We start from the raw sequence: 18,596 nt of genomic DNA on the forward strand, positions 1-18,596 counted from the left end.
GCAGGGATTCAGGAACCGGCGTTCATGGCCCTGGTGATGTCCTGCGAAGCCTTCTTCGCCTCATCGGCCGGGTCACCGCCGGTGAGTACGGCGGTCATGTAGTCCTTGATCGGGTTCTCCGCCTCGACCGCCGCCCAGCCCGGCGTGTTGGGTGTGGCGTGGCCGTTGGCCGCGCCGACCGCCATGGCCGCCGCGCCCGGGTCCGCCGCGACCGCGGAGGCCAGGGTGGTGCGGTTGGGCACGTAGCTCATCGCGACGGCGAGCTTCTTCTGCCAGGCGTCGCCGGTCAGCTCCTTGATGAAGGTGACAGCGGCCTCGGGGTGCCCCGCGGCGGCGGGCACGACCAGGTCGGAGCCGCCGGTGAAGACCGCGCCGGGAGTGTCCGCCGTCTTTCCCGGGATGGGGAAGAAGGCCAGCTTCCCCTTCAGCTCGGGGTTCTTCTCCGCGATCACGTTGGCGCCGCCGGGGGTGGAGATGACCTGGGCGACCTTGCCCTGCGCCATCACCTCGGCCTGCGGCGGGTCGTCCTCGTCGGAGTCCTTGGGACCCTTGCCGAGCGCCTGCAGCTCCTCGTAGAACTCCATCCCGCGCAGGGCCTCGGGCGAGTCGAGCGCCCCGGACCACTTGCCGCCGGACTCCGTCGCGAGGTCGCCGCCCTCGTCCCAGATGAAGCCCGCCAGGGCGTACCACATCTGACCGGGCAGATAGATGCCCTGCGTGCCGCCCTTGTTCAGCTCGGTGGTGGCGTCGATCCACTGGTCACGGGTCTTGATGGCCGAGGCGTCGACACCAGCCTTCTCGAAGAGGTCGGTCCGGTAGATCACGACGCGGTTGGCCGCGTAGTACGGGATGCCGTACTGCTTCCCGTCGTACGCGCCCGGCTCGGCCAGGCCCTTCAGCCAGTCCGCTCCGTTCAGCTCGTCCTTCCGGTCGCTGAGGTCCGTCAGCCCGCCGCTCTCGGCGAACTGCGCCACCTGCGTGTTCCCGGCCTCGATCACGTCCGGGGCGTCGTTGCTGGCCAGGGCAGCGGTGATCTTCTGCCCGATCCCGTCCCACTCCTGGATCTGGATCCTGACGTCGATGTCCGGGTGGGCCGCCTCGAACCCCTTGGTGAACTCCTCCTGGAACGCGGCCGAGACGCTGTCCCGCATCAGCCACACATCGACGGGGGTGACACCCCCGGACCCTTCGGCGTCGTCCTCGCCGGAGCCGCAGGCACTGAGGGCGGCGGCCATGACGAGCGCGGACACACCGGCAAGCAAGCGGTACTTCACGGTTCACCTCAACGGGAGCAGAGACCTGACCACCTGACCAGTGAAGCCCACTGGACAGCTCACCTCTTGATGGTGGAAGAAGGTGGCATAGACCAATGAGGCCGTCAACCCCTTGTGTATAAAGGGAATTCGAGGGATCTTCGGTGGCGGGCTCTGTTCTTCACGCCGCAGGTGGATAGACTGAGCCTGACCAGTGGTCATTAATCGCTCAACTGGTAAAGGGAGCGAAGTGCCAGGAGGAGCCTGCATGAAAGCTGACGTACCTGGGACCGTGCTCAAGCGGGAGCGGGCGCGTGACGCGGTCCTCGGACTGATCGAGAGCCGCCGTCCCGGCGACGCCATCCCGTCCGAGCGGTCCCTCTGCGCCCTGCTCGGCGTCTCCCGGCCCACTCTCCGGGCGGCCGTGGACGAGCTGGTGGCTGCCGGCCTGCTGGTCAGGGAGCACGGACGCGGGATGTTCGTGGCACCGGAGAAGATCACCCAGGAGCTGGTGTCCGCCGACCTCTCGCTCAGCGTCCCGCGGGCCGCGGGCGCCTGGTCGAGCAGACTCCTGGAGTTCACCACCCTGCAGGCCGGGGCACGGGTGGGCCGCAAGCTGCGGATGTCGCCCGCCGAGGAGATCGTCTACGTCGCGCGGCTGCGCCTGGTCGACGGGGCGCCGATGGCGATCGAGCACCTGCACATCCGGGCGGCGCTCGTCCCCGGGCTGTCGGCGCAGGAGCTGGAGAACGGCGATCTCTACGAGCACCTGCGGCATGCCCACGGGGTGCACGTCCGGGAGGCGGTCCAGGCCATCGAGCCCACCGTCGTCACACGGGCCGAGGCCCAGCTCCTGGAGGTGCCCGAGCTCTCCCCGGCCCTGCTCTTCGAGCGCCTGACGTCGGACGTCGAGGGCCTGCCGGTGGAGTACGTCCACTCGCTCTACCGGGGTGACCGCTACCGGATCGTCTCCCGGCTGGCGCTCGGTCCGGCCGCGGCGAGCGCCCCGCCGGTCCAGGACGGGCACCACCCCGGGATCCCGCCCGGAGACTTCACCCACGGCGACCGGATCGCCTCGTCCACCCGTGGGGACATCCAGGCCGGGCCGTGAGCGGACATGGCGCGCCCCGCGGCCCCCGCGGCGCTCGGACCGCCGCCGGGGCTGCTGGGGCTGCCGGGCCGGGCGCCGTGTGCCTTAGGGTCGAGGCGAGCCGTGCGGGCCGACCGACGCGGCGGGACGTGAGGGAGGCAATGTGCGCTTGAGGGTGGAATTCACCACCGAGCCCTTCGACCTGGACGAGGCGCCTGCCCACGCGGTGGTGGCCCGCGAGGTCATCCAGGCCGCCGACCTGGACGCGGTCGACGTCGGCCCCTTCGGGAACACCGCCGAAGGCGGCGCCGACCAGGTCCTCACCGCGGTGGACTCCCTGCTGCGCAAGGCCCTGGAGTCGGGCGCCACCCGGGTCTCGCTCCAGCTCAACGTGATCGGGGAGGACACCCCGTGACCGAACCGGCCGACCACCCGCTGGTCACGGCGGTGAAGCCGCTCGTCGACGCCATGGGGGCCGAGCTCCTCGATCCGGAGCAGGCCGGCACCGAGGACGTGGTCCTCGCGTGGGAAGGGGCCGACGTCATAGCCGTCCGGCTTCCCCAGCTCTCGGACTCGCTCGACCACATCCTGGCCGCGATGGAACGCCGGCACGGGATGCCGCTGGCCGAACTCGACCGCAAGGCCAAGCAAGGTGTGGTGCGCACCCTGGAGGCACGCGGTGCCTTCGCCGTACGGCACGGAGTGGAGACGGTCGCGGGCGCCCTGGGCGTCAGCCGCTTCACCGTGTACAACTACCTCAACCGCGACAACGCCGCCAAGGGCGGCTGAACGCCCTCCATCAGGGCATTGCGGGCCGGCACCGGCCACCCGTGAGGCCCCGCGCGACCTTCGTGCCGCCGTCCGGCAACCCGGGCGGCGGCATTATCTGTTCGCGGAATTTCAACAAACTGTTGACGTGGTGTTGCGAAGGGCGTTAGCTATCCGCAGCCCGACAACGCACAGCGAAAAAAGCCACGGAGGCTCCCGTGACTACGAGCTCCACACCGGGCCTCACCCGGTTCAACACCCTGCCGGCCGAAGAGGCGGCGACCGTACTGCACGAGGTCTGTGCCAGCACGGCGTGGGGAAGCTCCGTCCTCGCCCACCGGCCCTACGACGGCCCGGAAGCCCTGTTCTCCGCGAGTGACGCCGCCATGGCCGAACTCACCACGGAGGACCTGGCCGAAGCGATGGCTGGACACCCGCCGATCGGACGCCCCAAGCCCGGGGACCCGACCTCCTCCCGCGAGCAGCGGGGGATGGCCGGCGCGTCCGAGGAGCTCAAGGCGGAGATGCTCGAACTCAACCTGGCCTACCAGGAGCGGTTCGGCCATGTCTTCCTGATCTGCGCCACCGGAGCCACCGGTGAACAGATGCGCGACGCCGTCAAGGCCCGGATCGGCAACTCGCCCGAGCAGGAACGCGAGATCGTCCGCACCGAACTGGGCAAGATCAACCGCATCCGCCTGACCCGCCTCGCCCAGGACGCCTGAGCACCCCGACGCCTGGGACCCGCCCCGGAAGCGACCGAAAAGAACAAGGAGTGACGGTCTTGAGCACCGACACCACCGCCTCGGTGTCCACCCACATCCTGGACACCAGCATCGGCCGTCCCGCCGAAGCCGTCACCGTCTCCCTGTCCGCCCGCAGTGGCGGCGACACGCAGTACGTGACGCTCGGCGGTTCCGCCACCGACGCGGACGGGCGCTGCAAAGACCTGCCGGCCCTGCCGGAAGGAACCACCCACGTACGGCTCGTCTTCGACACCGAGTCGTACTTCACCGCGAAGAAGCAAGCCGAGGCGCAGCAGGACGCCCCCCGCGTAAGGGACAGCGGCGCGTTCTTCCCCGAGGTGGCGATCGCATTCGCCGTCACCCCGGGCGAGCACTACCACGTACCGCTGCTGCTCAACCCGTTCGGCTACTCCGTTTACCGAGGGAGCTAGCAGACAATGCCCACGATTCTCGGCCAGAACCAGTACGGCAAAGCAGAGAACCGCGTCGTCAAGATCACGCGGGACGGCGACACCCACCACATCAAGGACCTCAACGTCTCGGTCGCCCTCTCCGGCGACATGGACGACGTCCACTACTCCGGCTCCAACGCCAACGTCCTGCCGACGGACACCACCAAGAACACGGTGTTCGCCTTCGCCAAGGAGCACGGCATCGAGTCCGCCGAGCAGTTCGGCATCCACCTCGCGCGGCACTTCGTGACCTCGCAGGAGCCGATCAAGCAGGCCCGGATCAGGATCGAGGAGTACGCCTGGGAGCGCATCGCGACCTCCGACGGCAATTCCAGGTTCATCGGCGCCGACGACGTCAAGCACTCCTTCGTCCGCAAGGGCCAGGAGACCCGCGTATCCCAGATCACCTTCGACGGTGAGAACTGGGAGGTCATCTCCGGTCTCAAGGACCTCACGGTGATGAACTCCACCAACTCCGAGTTCTGGGGCTACGTCAAGGACAGGTACACGACGCTGAAGGAGGCGTACGACCGCATCCTGGCGACCGACGTCTCCGCGCGGTGGCGGTACAACTGGACCAGCGACGAGGAGCGCATGCCCAACTGGGAGAAGTCCTACGAGCAGGCGCGCAAGCACATGCTGCACGCCTTCGCGGAGACGTACTCCCTCTCGCTCCAGCAGACCCTGTACCAGATGGGTTCGCGCATCATCAACAGCCGCAGCGAGATCGACGAGATCCGCTTCTCGCTGCCGAACAACCACCACTTCCTCGTCGATCTGGAGCCGTTCGGCCTCAAGAACGACAACGAGGTCTACTTCGCGGCCGACCGTCCCTACGGCCTCATCGAGGCGACGGTGCTCCGCGACGGCGTAGAGCCGAAGATCCCGGTCGACATGACCAACCTCTGACGCGGTGCTGAACCGGTCCCCGCCGCCCTCTGCCGGGCGGGGGCCGGTCATCCCGGAGGGAAATACCATGGCACAGCCTGCAACGGGGCCGGCGAAAGGCCCATGTTCCACCCCACCGACCGCTGCCGACACGGCAGTTCACCCGGTGGACGAGAAGCTCCCGCCCTCGCGGCTCGTCCCCGCCGCGCTCCAGCACATCGCCGCCATGTACGCGGGTGTCGTCACCCCTCCGCTCATCATCGGCCAGGCCGTCGGGCTCGACACGGCCGGCAGAACCCGCCTGATAGCCGCGAGTCTCCTGATCGCGGGACTCGCCACCCTCCTCCAGACCCTCGGGGCCGGCCGCTTCGCCGGAAACCGCCTGCCGTTCGTCAACGCGGCCTCCTCCGCCGGGATCGCGCCGATGCTCGCCATCGCCGAGACCAGCGCACCCGGCCACCAACTCCCCGCGATCTACGGGGCGGTACTCGTCGCAGGTGTCTTCTGCCTGGCCGTCGGGCCGTTCTTCGGCCGTCTGCTGCGCTTCTTCCCGCCGCTGGTCACCGGTGTCGTCATCACCCTCATCGGCGTCACGCTCATGCCCGTACCGGTCGGCTGGGCCCAGGGCGGCGACGCCACCGCGGACGACTTCGGTGACATGAAGTACCTCGCGCTGGCCGCCTTCACCCTCGTCGTCATCCTGCTGATCCAGCGCTTCGGACGCGGCTTCGTCAAGCAGGTCGCCCTGCTCGCCGGCCTGTTCATCGGCACACTGGCCGCGATCCCCTTCGGGCTCGCCGACTTCTCCGCGCTCGGCTCCGCGCCTGCGGCCGCCCTGCCCGCGCCCTTCGCCTTCGGCGCGCCCGAGTTCCAGCCCGCCGCGATCCTGTCCCTGTGCATCGTGATGCTGGTGCTGATGACGGAGTCGTCCGCCGGGATGCTCGCGCTCGGCGAGATCTGCGAACGGCGCACCGACGGCACCACCATCACCCGCGGCCTGCGCACGGACGGAATCGCCACGCTCATCGGCCCGGTCTTCGGAGGCTTCCCCACCAGCGCCTTCGCGCAGAACGTCGGCGTCGTGTCGCTGACCAGGGTCCGCAGCCGCTACGTGGTCGCCGCGGCCGGTGGTGCCCTGATCGTCCTGGGCGTCTTCCCCGTGCTCGGCGCGGTCGTCTCGCTGGTCCCCATGCCCGTGCTCGGCGGAGCCGGCATCGTCCTCTTCGGCTCGATCGCGGTGAGCGGCATCCGGACCCTGTCCGAGGCCGGCCTCGACGACAGCTCCAACATCATCCTCGTGGCGGTGGCACTCGGCGCGGGCATCATCCCGCTCGCGGCACCCACCTTCTACGCCGGATTCCCTTCCTGGGCGCAGACCGTGCTCGGTTCCGGGATCAGTGCGGGAGCGCTCGTCGCGGTCCTGCTCAACCTGTTCTTCCATCATCTCGGCACCCACAGCCGCCCCGCTGTGGCACTCAAATCCTCCTAGGGTCCTGCCGTGCCCACATCGCCATACACAGAAAAGGGAAGCACCATGGCAGCTTCGGCGGACCGCGGGACCATCCAGCGCATCGTCATCGAGAACTGTTCGATCGCCACCGTCGACGCCCACGACACCGAGTACGCGTCGGGCTACGTCGTCGTGGCGGACAACCGCATCGAGTCCGTCGGTGCGGGCAAGGCACCGGAGGGCCTCACCGGTGTCGTACGGCGTGTCGACGGCACCGGCCACCTCGTCACACCCGGCCTCGTCAACACCCACCACCACTTCTACCAGTGGATCACCCGGGGCCTGGCCACCGACCACAACCTCTTCGACTGGCTGGTGGCCCTGTACCCGACCTGGGCGCGGATCGACGAGCCGATGGCCCGCGCGGCGGCGCAGGGCTCGCTCGCGATGATGGCCCGCGGCGGCGTCACCACCGCGATGGACCACCACTACGTGTACCCGGAGGGCTCCGGCGACCTGTCCGGCGCGATCATCGGCGCCGCCCGCGACATGGGTGTCCGCTTCACGCTCGCCCGCGGCTCCATGGACCGCAGCAAGAAGGACGGCGGTCTGCCGCCGGACTTCGCGGTGGAGACCCTCGACGGTGCGCTCGCCGCCACCGAGGCGACCATCGACGAGCACCACGACGCCTCCTTCGACGCGATGACGCAGATCGCGGTCGCCCCCTGCTCGCCCTTCTCCGTCTCCACCGAACTGCTCAAGCAGGGCGCGGAGCTGGCCCGCCGGCGTGGCGTACGGCTCCACACCCACGGCTCGGAGACAGTCGAGGAGGAGCAGTTCTGCAAGGAACTGTTCGGCATGGGCCCGACCGACTACTTCGAGTCGACCGGCTGGCTCGGTGACGACGTGTGGATGGCGCACTGCGTCCACATGAACGACTCCGACATCGCGGCCTTCGCCCGCACCGGCACGGGTGTCGCCCACTGCCCGTCCTCCAACGCCCGTCTGGCCGCCGGCATCGCGCGGGTCCCCGACATGCTCGCCGCCGGGGTGCCCGTCGGTCTCGGCGTCGACGGCACCGCGTCCAACGAGTCGGGCGAGCTCCACACCGAGCTGCGCAACGCACTCCTGATCAACCGTCTCGGCGCCCATCGCGAGAAGGCCCTGAACGCCCGTCAGGCCCTCCGCCTCGGAACCCACGGCGGTGCCCGGGTCCTCGGGCGGGCCGACGAGATCGGCTCGATCGAGCCGGGCAAGCTCGCCGACCTGGTGCTGTGGAAGCTGGACACCCTCGCCCACGCCTCCATCGCCGACCCGGTGACGGCACTCGTCTTCGGCGCCGCGGCCCCGGTCACCCTCTCCCTCGTCAACGGCAAGCCCGTCGTCGAGGACAACCACCTCGTCACGGTGGACGAGGACGCCATCGCCCGCGCGACCCGCGACGAGGCCAGGCGGCTGGCGCAGATCGCCGCCGGAGCCTGACGGCCACCGGCGCGTACCGCGCCGCCGGAGCATGAAGCTCCGAATCCCCTGACAGGCCGGCCGAGGGGGACGGCCCTCGGCCGGCCGGCCGTGGACCCCGCACCGGGGCACACGGCAGCCCGTGCGGGAGCGTGTGCCTTCGTCACACGCTCCCGCACCGGGTGAGAACTCCAAGCTGCCCGCACCAGCTTCTGCACGACCTGAACCAACGCACCTCAGCACCACCTCCCAGACACCCACGTCGCCCGATGTGTAACCGACCGGAGGAAGCCGTGGCAGCAACGCCCAGGTTTCGCAAGAACGCAGTTCACGCAGATGCAGTCGACGCAACGACGGCGGAGGCGAGCGCAGGAGAGCCGGACGGCGGGGGGAGCGTCGGTCCGCCGGACCGGAAGCACCCGGTCGACGAGACCCTCCCACCGCTCAGGATGTTCACCAGCGGCCTCCAGCACGTCGCCGCGATGTACGCGGGTGTGGTGGCCCCGCCCATGATCCTGGGGCCCGCGGTCGGCCTCAGCGCCAAGGAGACCGCCTTCCTCATGGGGGCGAGCCTCTTCACCGCGGGCATAGCCACCCTGCTCCAGACCCTCGGGTTCTGGCGCATAGGCGCGAGGCTCCCCTTCGTCAACGGGGTCTCGTTCGCCGGCGTGACCCCGATGATCGCGATAGGCAAGGACCGCGGGCACGACGGGATCGCCGTCATCTTCGGGGCGATCATCGTCGCCGGAATCCTCGGTTTCGTCCTCGCCCCGTACTTCTGCAAGCTGGTCCGGTTCTTCCCGCCCGTGGTCACCGGCACGGTCATCACTCTGATCGGTGTGTCCCTCCTCCCCGTGGCCTTCAACTGGTCGCAGGGCGGCAACGCGACCGCCGACGACTACGGCTCGATGACGAACATCACGATGGCCGCCGTCACCCTCGTGATCGTCCTGGCCCTGCGCAAGCTGCTGAGGGGCTTCCTCCAGCAGATCGCCATTCTGCTCGGACTCGTCATCGGCACCCTCATCGCGATTCCCGCCGGAATCACCGACTTCGGGGCACTGGCCGACGCCGACGTGGTCGGTTTCCCGACGCCGTTCCACTTCGGCGCACCGCAGTTCGAGATCGCCGCCATCGTCTCCATGTGCATCGTGATGCTGGTCTGCATGACGGAGTCCACCGCCGACATGCTGGCCCTCGGCAAGATCGTCGGACGCCCCGCGGACGAACGCACCATCGAGGGCGGCCTGCGCGCGGACACCCTGGGCAGCGTCCTGAGCCCGGTCTTCAACGGCTTCATGTGCAGCGCCTTCGCGCAGAACATCGGGCTGGTCGCCATGACCAAGGTCCGCAGCCGGTTCGTCGTCGCCGCCGGCGGTGTCATCCTCGTGGTGCTCGGACTCGTCCCCGTCGCCGCGTCCGTCATCGCCCTGGTTCCGCTTCCGGTCCTCGGCGGCGCGGGCATCGTGCTCTTCGGGTCGGTCGCCGCCAGCGGGGTCCAGACCCTCGCGACCGCCGCCCTGGAGAAGGGCGAGAACGCCCTGATCGTCGCCGCGGCCGTCGGCGTCGGACTCATCCCGATCGCCGCGCCGGACTTCTACCACGCCTTCCCCAAGGACATGCTCGTCGTGCTGGACTCGGGCATCTCGACCGGCTGTGTGGTGGCGATCGTCCTCAACCTGGCCTTCAACCACTGGGGCCGGCGCCCGGACGAGGAGCCGGAGGCCGAGATGGCGGAGAGCGAGCAGCCCAAGGACCCGATGGCCGTGCCGGTGGCCCCCTGACCGGCAGGTGCGCGTACGCGGAAACCCTGAGGGGGGAGACGCGTACGCGCACCGGGTGCTGGGGCCGTCAGCCGATGTGGAAGCTGTCGCCGTAGACCTTCCAGTCCAGCGGCGGGTCGAGGTCCAGGTTGCCCGCACGAAGGAACACCCGTTGGGCCGTGTCCACCCGGCTGGTGTCCGAGTGGGCCTCCTCCTGTTTCATCGCCCAGACCCGCGCGTCGAGGAAGGCGTCGAGGTAGGCCACCTCGTCACCGCCCTGCGAGGGCGGGCTCGCCTGTGCGAGGGCGCGCTGCCGGATGGAGCCGAAGCTCGCGCTGTCGGTGCCGCCGCCGTGCATCACGAGCGCGTCGTAGTAGGCGAACTGGCCGAGCGTGCCCAGCCCGTCCGCCTTGCCCTGGCTCACCGCCGGGTCGAAGTACACCCGGTCCCGCTCGTCGTTCTGCGCCTGCTGGAACACGCTGTCCGACGCGGCCTCGCGCCAGTGGCCGGGGAAGCCGGGGTCGAGCCCGTCGTGCGAGTCGGTCCCGTCCACCTGCCGCAGCGCGGGCAGGTAGTCGGCGAGGACGTTGTCCGGGCGGCGCTGGGTGTACAGCTCCACGAGATCGAGCATGTCGCCCGTGCCGGAGCAGAAGCCGATGATGCCGGCGGTGTAGCCGCGGCCGTCGCCGATGTCCTCGATGTAGCCGTACTGGGCCTTCCAGTCCAGGGAGGAGTTCTCCGCGCTGGAGACCAGCTGCATCGCGATCTCCTTCTTCGCGGGATCGTCGAGACCGGTCGCGGCTGCCTCCAGGTGTGCGGCCGACGGCGTGGGGGCGCCGGCGTGGGCGGTGACCGGAACGGCCGTGAAGGTCAGCCCGAGGGCCACGGCCGCGAGTCCGGCGGTACGGGTGATCCGGGCGATCCGCGTGGGGAGCGCGATTCGCGTGGTGCGACGTGAGGTGCGGGTGTGGGGGTGATGCACCGGTCCTCCAGAAGGAGTTCGTCGTGCCGATATTCTGTTAGGAAGCTTTCCTATCAGGCCCGTGACGGTCGGTACAGACTCCGGGCAGAGGTCGATCGAAACGTCCCCGCATGGGGGGAAGGGTCCGCCTCGGGCGGGTGCGGGGTGCGGTGCGCTCGCCGGAGCGGCCTCACATCCGGATGCGTCATCACGTGATGCGTCCTCACGCGATGTGCTCTCGCATGATGTGTCCTCACATATGGAACAGGAGTCGCCGGTTCCGGTGCAAGGTGTGCCGTGGCCGCTCCCTACGCCGGCGGACGCGAGGGCCGACGACACGGGAACCGGCGTACGCGAAACGTCCGGCCGGTGCCTCGGGCGCCCGCCGGGCGGCGGCTTGCCTCAGCCTTCGATGCGGTAGCTCTCGCCGTAGACCCGCCAGGCCAGGGGCGTCTCCAGCTGGAGCTTCCCCTCACGCACGAACACGCGTTGCGCTGTCTCCACCCGGCTGGTGTCGCTGTGCGAGGGCTCCTCGCGCAGCGCCTCGACCCGGGCGTCCAGGAAGGCGTTGAGATAGGCCTCCTCGTCACCGCCCTCGGCCGGCGGGTCGGCCTCGGCGAGCGCGTGGGCGCGGATGGTCCGGAAGCCGACCGTTCCCCGGGCGTCCGCGTAACCGTGCATCACGTAGGCGTCGTAGTAGATGAACTGCCCTAGTGCGCTGAGCCCGTCGGCCTCGGCGCGCTCCACCGCCGGGTCGAAGTAGGCCGAGTCGCGTTCCGCGTCCTGCGCCGACCGGAGGGCGGGGTCCGTCGCCGCCTCTCGCCATGCCGCCGTGAACGCGTCGCCGAGGCCTTCGTGCGAGTCGGTGCCCTTCACCGCGCGCAGCGCCGGGACGAAGCGGGCGAGGCCGTTGTCCGGGCGTTTCGCCGTATAGCGTTCGACGACCCTCAGCAGGTCCCCGGTGCCGGAGCAGAAGCCGATGATGCCGGCGGTCCAGCCGCGGCCGTCGCCGATGTCCTCGATGTAGCCGTACTGGGCCTTCCAGTCCAGGGAGGAGTTCTCCGCGCTGGAGACCAGCTGCATCGCGATGTCCTTCTTCGCCGGGTCGTCGAGGTTCTTCTCGGCCGGGCCGGAGGTGGCCGGGGAACATCCGGCGAGCAGGAGGGCCGCGGCAGCGGCGAGGAGGAGGCTTCTGTGCTTCACCTGCCCAAGCGTGCCAGGCCGGGGGGTGCGGCCGGCCCGGGTGGGGCGGCTGTAGCGTTCGGGACATGGAAGATCAGTCTGTTGTGGATGTCGGCGATGTGCGGCTGGCGTACCGGACCTGGGGCGAGTCGCTCGGCTCACCCGTCGTGCTGCTGCACGGCCTCGGCGACTCGTCGGCGAACTGGGCGGCGGCGGGCGCCCTGCTCGGCGAGGAGTGGCGGGTGTACGCCATCGACCTGCGCGGACACGGCGAGAGCGACTGGCCCGACGAGTACGGCTTCGAGCAGATGCGGGACGACGTCCTCGAGTTCCTTGACGCCTGCGAGATCGACCGCGCCGGCGTGGTCGGCCACGGGATGGGCGGCATCGTGGCCGGCCTGCTGGCCGAGGAGCACCCGGACCGGGTGGAACGGCTTGTCCTGATCGAGACCCCGCCGCCCTTCCGGCCCGACGAGCCCACCGAGTTCGGCCCGCAGGGCCCCGTCGACTACGACGAGGCGGCCGTGCCCGCCGTCCTGGAGCAGATCGACGACCCGGACCCGCGCCGGGAGGAGGGGCTCGGCCAGATCGTAGCCCCCACCCTGATCCTCGCCGGAGGTCCGGAGAGCACCATGGACCAGAGCCGCCTGGCCGACATGGCCTCGCTCGTCCCGGACTGCAGGCTGGTCACCCTGGGCGGCGGTCACCGGCCGCACGAGGCGGATCCCGGTCAGGTCGCCGCCCGCGTCACGGAGTTCTTCACCAGCTGACGCGGCACCCCGGGTGCGGCTCCCCGCGCCGCACCCGAGTTCGGTGCCTCCGGTCCGCCTCAGGTCCGGGTCGCGCGGCGGAACTCGACCGGCGTCATGCCGGTGTGCTGCCGGAAGAAGGCGCTGAACGCGGTCGGGTGGGTGAACCCGATGTCCGCGCCGATGGCGGCCGGCGGCAGCCCGGTGTGGACGAGCAGGCGTTTGGCCTCCAGCAGCACCCGGTCGTCGATGTAACGCTTCGCGCCCACACCGAGGGCCGCCTTGGCCGCCCGGGTCAGTGTGCGGGGGCTGTAACCGAGTTCGGCAGCGTAGTCATCGACCCGGTGGGTCTGCCGGAAACCCTTCTCGACGGCCTCACGGAACAGGCGGAACGGTTCGTTCTCGGCCGCCGGACGCGTCTGCCGGCCCGGGTCGGCGAGGTGGACGAGCCGGATGAGGATGACGGACAGCAAGTCGCGCAGGGTCTGGACGTACGCCTCGAGCGTGAGGCCGGTGAGGGAGCCGTACTCCTCGGCCAGTACGTCCAGAAGCCTGAGCAACGACCTCTGCCGCGAGGGGCCGGGAGTGACACGGCGGTGGGGGACATGCTCACCGTCCCTGATCAGCGCGTCGGTCGTCGCGCCGGGAAAGCCCGCGGGAAAGACCAGCACCGTCGCGTCGCACTCCGCGAGACCGTCGTCGAACCGCAGCACCTGTCCGGGCCACACCCACAGCCAGTCACCCGGCTCCAGGCGGTAGGAGACGAAGTCCACCGAGCAGGTCAGAGTGCCTGCCCGCACCGCGACGACGAGGTGGAACGACGGACGGCTCGGTGTGGTGAGGGGATGTCCCCGCTCGGTCGCGCCGGCGGTGAATTCCGGCAGATCGAGGACTTCCAGGCCGGGTGGTCTGCCGGGGGCCGGGCTGTAGACGACGGTGGGCACGGAGGACGGTGTCCGTACTGCCGCGAGGCCCCTGCGCCGGGGGCCGGTCGCAGGCTGTCCGTTTTCCTTCATCGGGTGCCCGATTGTACGCCGGGACGTTCCCGAGCCGCCCCTAGCGTGGGAACCGCCGCGGCGAGAGCCCGCCCCACGGACCTGCCCCGGCCCCGTACGCCCCCACGAGGCACGTGACCACGCGTCCGTGCGCACCCGCACGCCCATGGCCGCGGCCGTCCGCGTGCCCCGTGTCCGTGCCGACACGTCAGGAAGGACCACGATGACCATCGAGTTCGCCACCCGCTACCGCGAGCGGTCCCACATCCCGCCTGAGCCCGGCAAGCCGTACTTCATCGAGAAGGGCATGGGGGACCGTGCCCACCTCTTCACGGACATGATCACCGTCTACGCGGGAGGCGAGCAGACCGAGAACACCTTCAACTTCTTCACCTGCGAGGGCCCCAAGGGCGACACCATCCCCGCCCACTCCCACGCCGACACGTACGAGGTCTTCTACGTCACCGACGGCGCCGTGCGCCTGTTCGTCGAGGACCTCGAAGGGGAGCAGCACGAGAAGCTGCTGACGGCGGGGGACTTCGGCTTCGTACCGAAGAACTGCCCGCACGCCTACCGCATCGAGCGTCACCACAGCCGGATCGTCGGCGTGGCGGCCGGCCCCGGCGGCACCTTCGAGCGCTTCTTCGAGAGCCTCGGCACCCCCACCGACGAGCTCGCCGTTCCGCGGCGCCCGTTCATCCCGGAACGCGAGAAGTTCGCCACCGTGCCGCAGCGGTACGACGTGACCTTCATGCCCGATCACCAGTGGCGCACGGGAAGCTGAGCCTGCCTTGTCCTATGTGAAGGCGCTTCTCGCGGGTGTCCTCGCAGGTGTGCTGTACGTGCTGGTGCGGGTGAAGTCGCCCGCACCGCCCCCGGTCGCCCTCATCGGCCTGCTCGGCATGCTGCTGGGTCAGACGGCGCTGGGCGCCCTGTGAGCGCGGCCCGACGGGCCTTCCTCTGTCCTGCCGCGCTCTCCTTCGCCGCCGGTCTGCTCGTGGGAGCGGCGTACTGGGCGCTCGGCATCGTCTCGCCCGCCCCACCCCTGCTCGGCCTGACCGGGCTCGCCGGCATCGTGATCGGCGAGCGCGCCGCCACCGCCGTACGCGAGCGGCTGAACCGCCACCGCGCCGCCCATCCACCCACGGAAGAAGGACCGAACCGTGTCCCCTGAGGCCGCCGCCCATATCGACGTCCATGCCCACTTCGTCACCGACTCCTACGTCCGCCGGGCACGGGAGGCGGGGCACGAGCTGCCTGACGGCGTCCCCGCCTGGCCGTCCTGGTCGGCGAAGGCGCACCTGGAGCTGATGGACCGCTGCGGCATCGGAACCTCGGTGCTGTCGGTGTCCTCCCCGGGCGTCCACTTCGGCGACGACACCGCGGCCCGACGGCTGGCCCGCGAGGTCAACGAGGACGGAGCGGACACCGTACGCGCGCACCCCGGCCGCTTCGGCCTGTTCGCGTCCCTGCCCCTGCCCGACGTCGACGGCGCTCTGGAGGAGATCGCGTACGCCCTCGGCACTCTGGACGCCGACGGAGTGGTCCTGGAGTCCCACACCCACGGCACCTACCTCGGCAACCCCCGTCTCGAGCCGGTCTGGGCCGAGCTGGACCGGCGCGGCGCGGTCGTCTTCCTGCACCCCACCTCTCCCGTGTGCTGGGAAAGCTCCGCACTCGGGCGCCCCCGCCCCATGGTGGAGTTCATCTTCGACACCGCCCGCACCGTCACCGACCTGCTCATGTCCGGCACCCTGGACCGCTACCGGAACGTGAAGGTGATCGTGCCGCACTGCGGGGGAGCGCTGCCGGTCCTCGCCGACCGCATCGACGGCTTCATGAAGATGTTCATGCCCGAAGGGACCGAGGCGCCGGGGGCCGTCGAACAGCTCGGCAGGCTCCACTACGACCTGGCCGGCCCCGTGCTGCCGCGCCAGCTCCCCGCCCTCCTGAACCTCGTGGGCCCCGACCGTCTCCTGTACGGAAGCGACCACTGCTGGACCCCTGCGGCCGGTGTCCAGGCCCACGTCGCGAGCCTGGACACCGCTCCCGCGCCGGACGGCCACGCGAGCTGGCGCGCGCTCACCAACGCCAACGCCCGCCGCCTCCTGCCCCGTCACGCCCGCTGACCAGGAAGAGCCCACCGTGCCGTTCCCCCTCCACCTCCTCGCGCCACCGGATCCCGCCTCCCTGCCCCTGCCTCCCCCGGCTCACCCGGCCGAGGGCGTGCGACTCCTGCGCGGTGCCGTGTACGCGGTGCCCGAGGGCAGCCGCCCGCTCGTCCTCGATATGTGGCTGCCCGACGGCGCCGACGGGCCCGTGCCGCTCATCGTCTTCGTCCACGGAGGCGCCTGGCGCAGCGGCCTGCGCGACCACCTCGGCCCACGGTTCGCCGGGTGGAGCCCGGGCCCGTTCGCCCGCCTCGCGCAGGCCGGCTTCGCCGTGGCCTGCCCCGACTACCGGCTCAGCGGCGAAGCACCCCACCCTGCACAGCGGGACGACCTGACCGAGGCACTCACCTGGCTCGGCACCCGTTCCGGCGACCTCGGCGTGGACACGTCCCGGACGGTGCTGTGGGGCGAGTCGGCGGGCGGACACCTCGCCGCACTGACCGCCCTCACCAGGCTCGCCGGCACGGTCCGCGGCTGTGTCACCTGGTACGCGCCCACCGATCTGCCCGCACTCGGGGAGGACCGACCCGCAGGTACGTACGACGCCCGCGACCCGGCCTCCTTCGAGGCGCTGCTGCTCGGCGGACCCCCGGCCGCTCTCCCGGGGCCGGCCCTCGACGCCAGCCCGGTCAGCCACACCGGACCGGACTCCCCACCCTTCCTCATCCTGCACGGCACCGACGACTCGCTGGTCCCGGCCCGGCAGTCGGTCCGCCTCGCCGAGTCACTGCACGAGGCCGGTCACCGCCCCGAACTACGTCTGGTCGACGGCGGCGACCATCTGTGGGTGGGACTCTCCGAGACGGAGGTGGACGACTGCTTCAGGCGTACGGCCGACTTCGCACACCGCTGCACCGGGACCGGCCGGGCGGGGGCATGAACCTGCGCTCCGCGTAGTCCGTTGCCTCTCAGCCCCCCGGCCGCCAGTCGGGTCGGCGGCCGCTGAGGCCGATGACCCGGTCGAGCAGGGAAGCGCCGGCCGGGACGGTCACCGGCGGGCCGAAGATCGCGTCGGCTCCGGTGCGGTCGTCGTCCCCCGAGAGCATCGCCTCGGACGAGCGCAGGTCCTCCTCCGACGCCCGGAAATCCTGCCCCGTCGACCTGGCCAGGTCCCAGCCGTGCACGAGCAGCTCGTTCCGGGCGACCATGCCCGCGACCTGCCCGGGCAGATCGACGCCGCCGGCCCGGGTCATGCCCTCCAGGGCCGAGGGCGCACGCCAGGCCGCGACCAGCTCCTCCAGAAGCGGCGGAAGTGAGGTGCGCCAGTTGTCGGGCAGGACCGGCAGGGCCGAGTCGGGTGAGGTGTCGGTGGTAGGGCCGAGATCCTTGAGTCCCGCGTCGCGGAAGGCGATCGTGAGCCCCAGCAGATGGCCGAGCAGCTCCCGCACCGAGTAGTCGGGGCAGGGCGTCGGGCCGGACAGCTGCCGGTCCTCGACCGAGCCGATGAGCTCATGGATCTCTCGTGCCGCCGGCCCCAGATCGAGACCGGTCGCGGTTGCCTTGTGCGTTTCCATACCCTTCAGACCGATTCCGGGTCCGGAACTCATCGCGGACATTGCGGAACGTTCCCATCCACCCCCTTGTCCGCGGGCTCACCCGCATGGCATACAGGTCTGGACCATTGCTGTCGGATGGAAGGCATCACCGTGCAACGCCCCCACGCACGCACCGCGTTGGCCTGCTCCACCACCCTCCTCGTCGCAGCGCTCGCCGGATGCGGTGGCACCGCGCAGGCCGACACCAAGAAGCCGACGGCACCCGCCGGTGTGACGGTCCAGGCCAGCAGCGCCACCTCCGCCCACGTGATGTGGGAGCAGGCCACTGACGACAAGGGGATCACCGGCTACGACGTCTACCGGGGAGGGAAGAAGGCCGTCTCCGTGCCCGCCACCAAGCTGATGATCGACGTCGACGGTCTCACCGCGTCCACCGACTACACCTTCACCGTCAGGGCCCGTGACGCCGCCGGAAACGTCTCCGCCCCGAGCGCCCGGGTCTCCCTCACCACCCCGGCCCCCACACCGGACGACAGGAAGCCGCCGACCACCCCCGGGAAACTCCGGGGCACCGCGGACGGCGCCCGGATGGTCACCCTGACCTGGGGAGGTTCCACCGACGACATCGACGTCACGGCCTACGACGTCTACCAGGAGGACTCCAGAATCCACAGCGTCCCCGGATCCGCGACCACCGCCCGGATCGGCGGGCTGCGGCCCGGCACCGTCTACACCTTCACCGTCCGCGCCCGCGACGCCGCCGACCACTCCTCGCCGGACAGCAACGCCCTGGACCTCACCACCCCGTCCGCACCAGGAGCTCCCGAGAGCACCGCGCCCACCGGGCTGCGGACGACGACGGCGGCGAAGGGCGGCGAATTCCTCGTCGACCTCTCGTGGGACCAGCCGGACACCGGCGGCACGATCCCCGCCTACCAGCTGTTCCTGAACGGCAAGCTGACCACCACGATCGTCTGGGGCGGAACGCCGCCCGCCGGCCGCGCTACGTACCAGCTCACCCTGAGCGACCCGCCGGGCACCCGCTACTCGCTCAAGATCCGCCCCAAGCTTCCCGACGGGAAGTGGGGCGACTTCTCGGCGCAGCGCACGGTGGTCCTGCCGGGCTGAACGCCGGTCTCCCCCCGGCGCACGCGCTAAGGTACCGCGGGCC

The 18,596-nt window shown here is 70.5% G+C and carries 21 protein-coding genes; 16 read left to right on the forward strand and 5 right to left on the reverse strand.

Annotated features, from left to right (window positions below; genetic code table 11):
• Window positions 1-8: 8 nt before the first annotated feature.
• Window positions 9-1,274, reverse strand: a complete 1,266-nt coding sequence (locus ACGFNN_RS16900; RefSeq protein WP_393556560.1) for an extracellular solute-binding protein — start codon at window positions 1,272-1,274, stop codon at window positions 9-11.
• A 247-nt stretch (window positions 1,275-1,521) separates the two neighbouring features.
• Between ACGFNN_RS16900 and ACGFNN_RS16905 the strand changes: the two genes are divergently transcribed.
• The 9 genes from ACGFNN_RS16905 to ACGFNN_RS16945 all read left to right on the forward strand — a co-directional run bounded on the left by ACGFNN_RS16905 (window position 1,522) and on the right by ACGFNN_RS16945 (window position 9,892).
• Window positions 1,522-2,364 (forward strand): GntR family transcriptional regulator, encoded by an 843-nt coding sequence (locus tag ACGFNN_RS16905; protein ID WP_393556562.1) that lies wholly within the window; start codon window positions 1,522-1,524, stop codon window positions 2,362-2,364.
• Between the two features lie 142 nt (window positions 2,365-2,506).
• Window positions 2,507-2,758 (forward strand): thiamine-binding protein, encoded by a 252-nt coding sequence (locus ACGFNN_RS16910; protein WP_393556564.1) that lies wholly within the window; start codon window positions 2,507-2,509, stop codon window positions 2,756-2,758.
• The gene (locus ACGFNN_RS16915; protein WP_385035174.1) at window positions 2,755-3,132 is read left to right on the forward strand and encodes a helix-turn-helix domain-containing protein; all 378 of its coding nucleotides are present in this window, start codon (window positions 2,755-2,757) and stop codon (window positions 3,130-3,132) included. The genes ACGFNN_RS16910 and ACGFNN_RS16915 overlap by 4 nt, the downstream gene beginning before the upstream one ends.
• A 197-nt stretch (window positions 3,133-3,329) precedes the next feature.
• The gene (uraD, locus tag ACGFNN_RS16920; RefSeq protein WP_393556566.1) at window positions 3,330-3,836 is read left to right on the forward strand and encodes a 2-oxo-4-hydroxy-4-carboxy-5-ureidoimidazoline decarboxylase; all 507 of its coding nucleotides are present in this window, start codon (window positions 3,330-3,332) and stop codon (window positions 3,834-3,836) included.
• Between the two features lie 59 nt (window positions 3,837-3,895).
• The gene (uraH, locus tag ACGFNN_RS16925) at window positions 3,896-4,288 is read left to right on the forward strand and encodes a hydroxyisourate hydrolase (RefSeq protein ID WP_362674513.1); all 393 of its coding nucleotides are present in this window, start codon (window positions 3,896-3,898) and stop codon (window positions 4,286-4,288) included.
• Between the two features lie 6 nt (window positions 4,289-4,294).
• Window positions 4,295-5,218, forward strand: a complete 924-nt coding sequence (gene pucL / locus ACGFNN_RS16930; protein ID WP_362674512.1) for a factor-independent urate hydroxylase — start codon at window positions 4,295-4,297, stop codon at window positions 5,216-5,218.
• 67 nt (window positions 5,219-5,285) lie between these two features.
• The gene (locus tag ACGFNN_RS16935; RefSeq protein WP_393556568.1) at window positions 5,286-6,686 is read left to right on the forward strand and encodes a nucleobase:cation symporter-2 family protein; all 1,401 of its coding nucleotides are present in this window, start codon (window positions 5,286-5,288) and stop codon (window positions 6,684-6,686) included.
• Window positions 6,687-6,731: 45 nt separating this feature from the next.
• Window positions 6,732-8,129: an 8-oxoguanine deaminase gene (locus ACGFNN_RS16940; protein ID WP_362556013.1), complete on the forward strand. Its 1,398-nt coding sequence runs from the start codon at window positions 6,732-6,734 to the stop codon at window positions 8,127-8,129.
• A 272-nt stretch (window positions 8,130-8,401) separates the two neighbouring features.
• On the forward strand, window positions 8,402-9,892 hold the full coding sequence (locus ACGFNN_RS16945; RefSeq protein WP_393556571.1) for a nucleobase:cation symporter-2 family protein: 1,491 nt from the start codon (window positions 8,402-8,404) through the stop codon (window positions 9,890-9,892).
• Window positions 9,893-9,959: 67 nt separating this feature from the next.
• Here ACGFNN_RS16945 and ACGFNN_RS16950 read toward each other — a convergent pair whose 3' ends face one another.
• Both ACGFNN_RS16950 and ACGFNN_RS16955 read right to left on the reverse strand, forming a co-directional pair.
• Window positions 9,960-10,853 carry a chitosanase gene (locus ACGFNN_RS16950; RefSeq protein WP_393556573.1) on the reverse strand — a complete coding sequence of 298 codons (894 nt, stop codon included), beginning with the start codon at window positions 10,851-10,853 and terminating at the stop codon, window positions 9,960-9,962.
• A 381-nt stretch (window positions 10,854-11,234) separates the two neighbouring features.
• Entirely contained in the window at window positions 11,235-12,035 is an 801-nt protein-coding gene (locus tag ACGFNN_RS16955; protein WP_393556574.1) for a chitosanase, read from the reverse strand.
• A gap of 65 nt (window positions 12,036-12,100) precedes the next feature.
• Between ACGFNN_RS16955 and ACGFNN_RS16960 the strand changes: the two genes are divergently transcribed.
• The gene (locus ACGFNN_RS16960; RefSeq protein WP_393556576.1) at window positions 12,101-12,784 is read left to right on the forward strand and encodes an alpha/beta fold hydrolase; all 684 of its coding nucleotides are present in this window, start codon (window positions 12,101-12,103) and stop codon (window positions 12,782-12,784) included.
• A 59-nt stretch (window positions 12,785-12,843) separates the two neighbouring features.
• Here the strand turns inward: ACGFNN_RS16960 and ACGFNN_RS16965 are convergent, their stop codons facing one another.
• Complete coding sequence (locus ACGFNN_RS16965) at window positions 12,844-13,779, reverse strand: helix-turn-helix domain-containing protein (RefSeq protein ID WP_393556577.1); 936 nt, start codon at window positions 13,777-13,779, stop codon at window positions 12,844-12,846.
• Window positions 13,780-13,981: 202 nt separating this feature from the next.
• Between ACGFNN_RS16965 and ACGFNN_RS16970 the strand changes: the two genes are divergently transcribed.
• The 5 genes from ACGFNN_RS16970 to ACGFNN_RS16990 are packed head-to-tail and all read left to right on the forward strand — an operon-like array spanning window position 13,982 to window position 16,809.
• Window positions 13,982-14,542, forward strand: coding sequence for a quercetin 2,3-dioxygenase (locus ACGFNN_RS16970; protein ID WP_393556579.1), 561 nt, complete (start codon window positions 13,982-13,984; stop codon window positions 14,540-14,542).
• Between the two features lie 16 nt (window positions 14,543-14,558).
• Window positions 14,559-14,696 carry a DUF1427 family protein gene (locus tag ACGFNN_RS16975; RefSeq protein WP_393557078.1) on the forward strand — a complete coding sequence of 46 codons (138 nt, stop codon included), beginning with the start codon at window positions 14,559-14,561 and terminating at the stop codon, window positions 14,694-14,696.
• A complete protein-coding gene (locus ACGFNN_RS16980; RefSeq protein WP_393556581.1) occupies window positions 14,693-14,932 on the forward strand; it encodes a DUF1427 family protein in 240 nt (79 codons plus the stop codon). Before ACGFNN_RS16975 ends, ACGFNN_RS16980 begins: the two co-directional genes overlap by 4 nt.
• Window positions 14,922-15,887, forward strand: coding sequence for an amidohydrolase family protein (locus tag ACGFNN_RS16985; protein ID WP_393556583.1), 966 nt, complete (start codon window positions 14,922-14,924; stop codon window positions 15,885-15,887). Before ACGFNN_RS16980 ends, ACGFNN_RS16985 begins: the two co-directional genes overlap by 11 nt.
• A gap of 16 nt (window positions 15,888-15,903) precedes the next feature.
• Complete coding sequence (locus ACGFNN_RS16990) at window positions 15,904-16,809, forward strand: alpha/beta hydrolase fold domain-containing protein (protein WP_393556585.1); 906 nt, start codon at window positions 15,904-15,906, stop codon at window positions 16,807-16,809.
• Between the two features lie 28 nt (window positions 16,810-16,837).
• Here ACGFNN_RS16990 and ACGFNN_RS16995 read toward each other — a convergent pair whose 3' ends face one another.
• A complete protein-coding gene (locus ACGFNN_RS16995) occupies window positions 16,838-17,443 on the reverse strand; it encodes a TIGR03086 family metal-binding protein (RefSeq protein WP_393556587.1) in 606 nt (201 codons plus the stop codon).
• A 117-nt stretch (window positions 17,444-17,560) separates the two neighbouring features.
• Here ACGFNN_RS16995 and ACGFNN_RS17000 point away from each other — a divergent pair, with 117 nt between their 5' ends.
• On the forward strand, window positions 17,561-18,553 hold the full coding sequence (locus tag ACGFNN_RS17000; RefSeq protein WP_393556589.1) for a fibronectin type III domain-containing protein: 993 nt from the start codon (window positions 17,561-17,563) through the stop codon (window positions 18,551-18,553).
• Window positions 18,554-18,596: the final 43 nt, after the last annotated feature.

The sequence above is a fragment of the Streptomyces sp. NPDC048590 genome (genome assembly GCF_043199535.1).
Lineage (GTDB): Bacteria > Actinomycetota > Actinomycetes > Streptomycetales > Streptomycetaceae > Streptomyces.

Bases quoted from the DNA above. Each gene is read 5' to 3' on its own strand.
- ACGFNN_RS16935 (WP_393556568.1), top strand. From the start codon at position 5,286: ATGGCACAGCCTGCAACGGGGCCGGCGAAAGGCCCATGTTCCACCCCA.
- pucL (WP_362674512.1), top strand. From the start codon at position 4,295: ATGCCCACGATTCTCGGCCAGAACCAGTACGGCAAAGCAGAGAACCGC.
- ACGFNN_RS16940 (WP_362556013.1), top strand. From the start codon at position 6,732: ATGGCAGCTTCGGCGGACCGCGGGACCATCCAGCGCATCGTCATCGAG.
- ACGFNN_RS17000 (WP_393556589.1), top strand. From the start codon at position 17,561: ATGGAAGGCATCACCGTGCAACGCCCCCACGCACGCACCGCGTTGGCC.
- ACGFNN_RS16995 (WP_393556587.1), bottom strand. From the start codon at position 17,443: ATGGAAACGCACAAGGCAACCGCGACCGGTCTCGATCTGGGGCCGGCG.
- ACGFNN_RS16970 (WP_393556579.1), top strand. From the start codon at position 13,982: ATGACCATCGAGTTCGCCACCCGCTACCGCGAGCGGTCCCACATCCCG.
- ACGFNN_RS16965 (WP_393556577.1), bottom strand. From the start codon at position 13,779: ATGAAGGAAAACGGACAGCCTGCGACCGGCCCCCGGCGCAGGGGCCTC.
- ACGFNN_RS16905 (WP_393556562.1), top strand. From the start codon at position 1,522: ATGAAAGCTGACGTACCTGGGACCGTGCTCAAGCGGGAGCGGGCGCGT.
- ACGFNN_RS16960 (WP_393556576.1), top strand. From the start codon at position 12,101: ATGGAAGATCAGTCTGTTGTGGATGTCGGCGATGTGCGGCTGGCGTAC.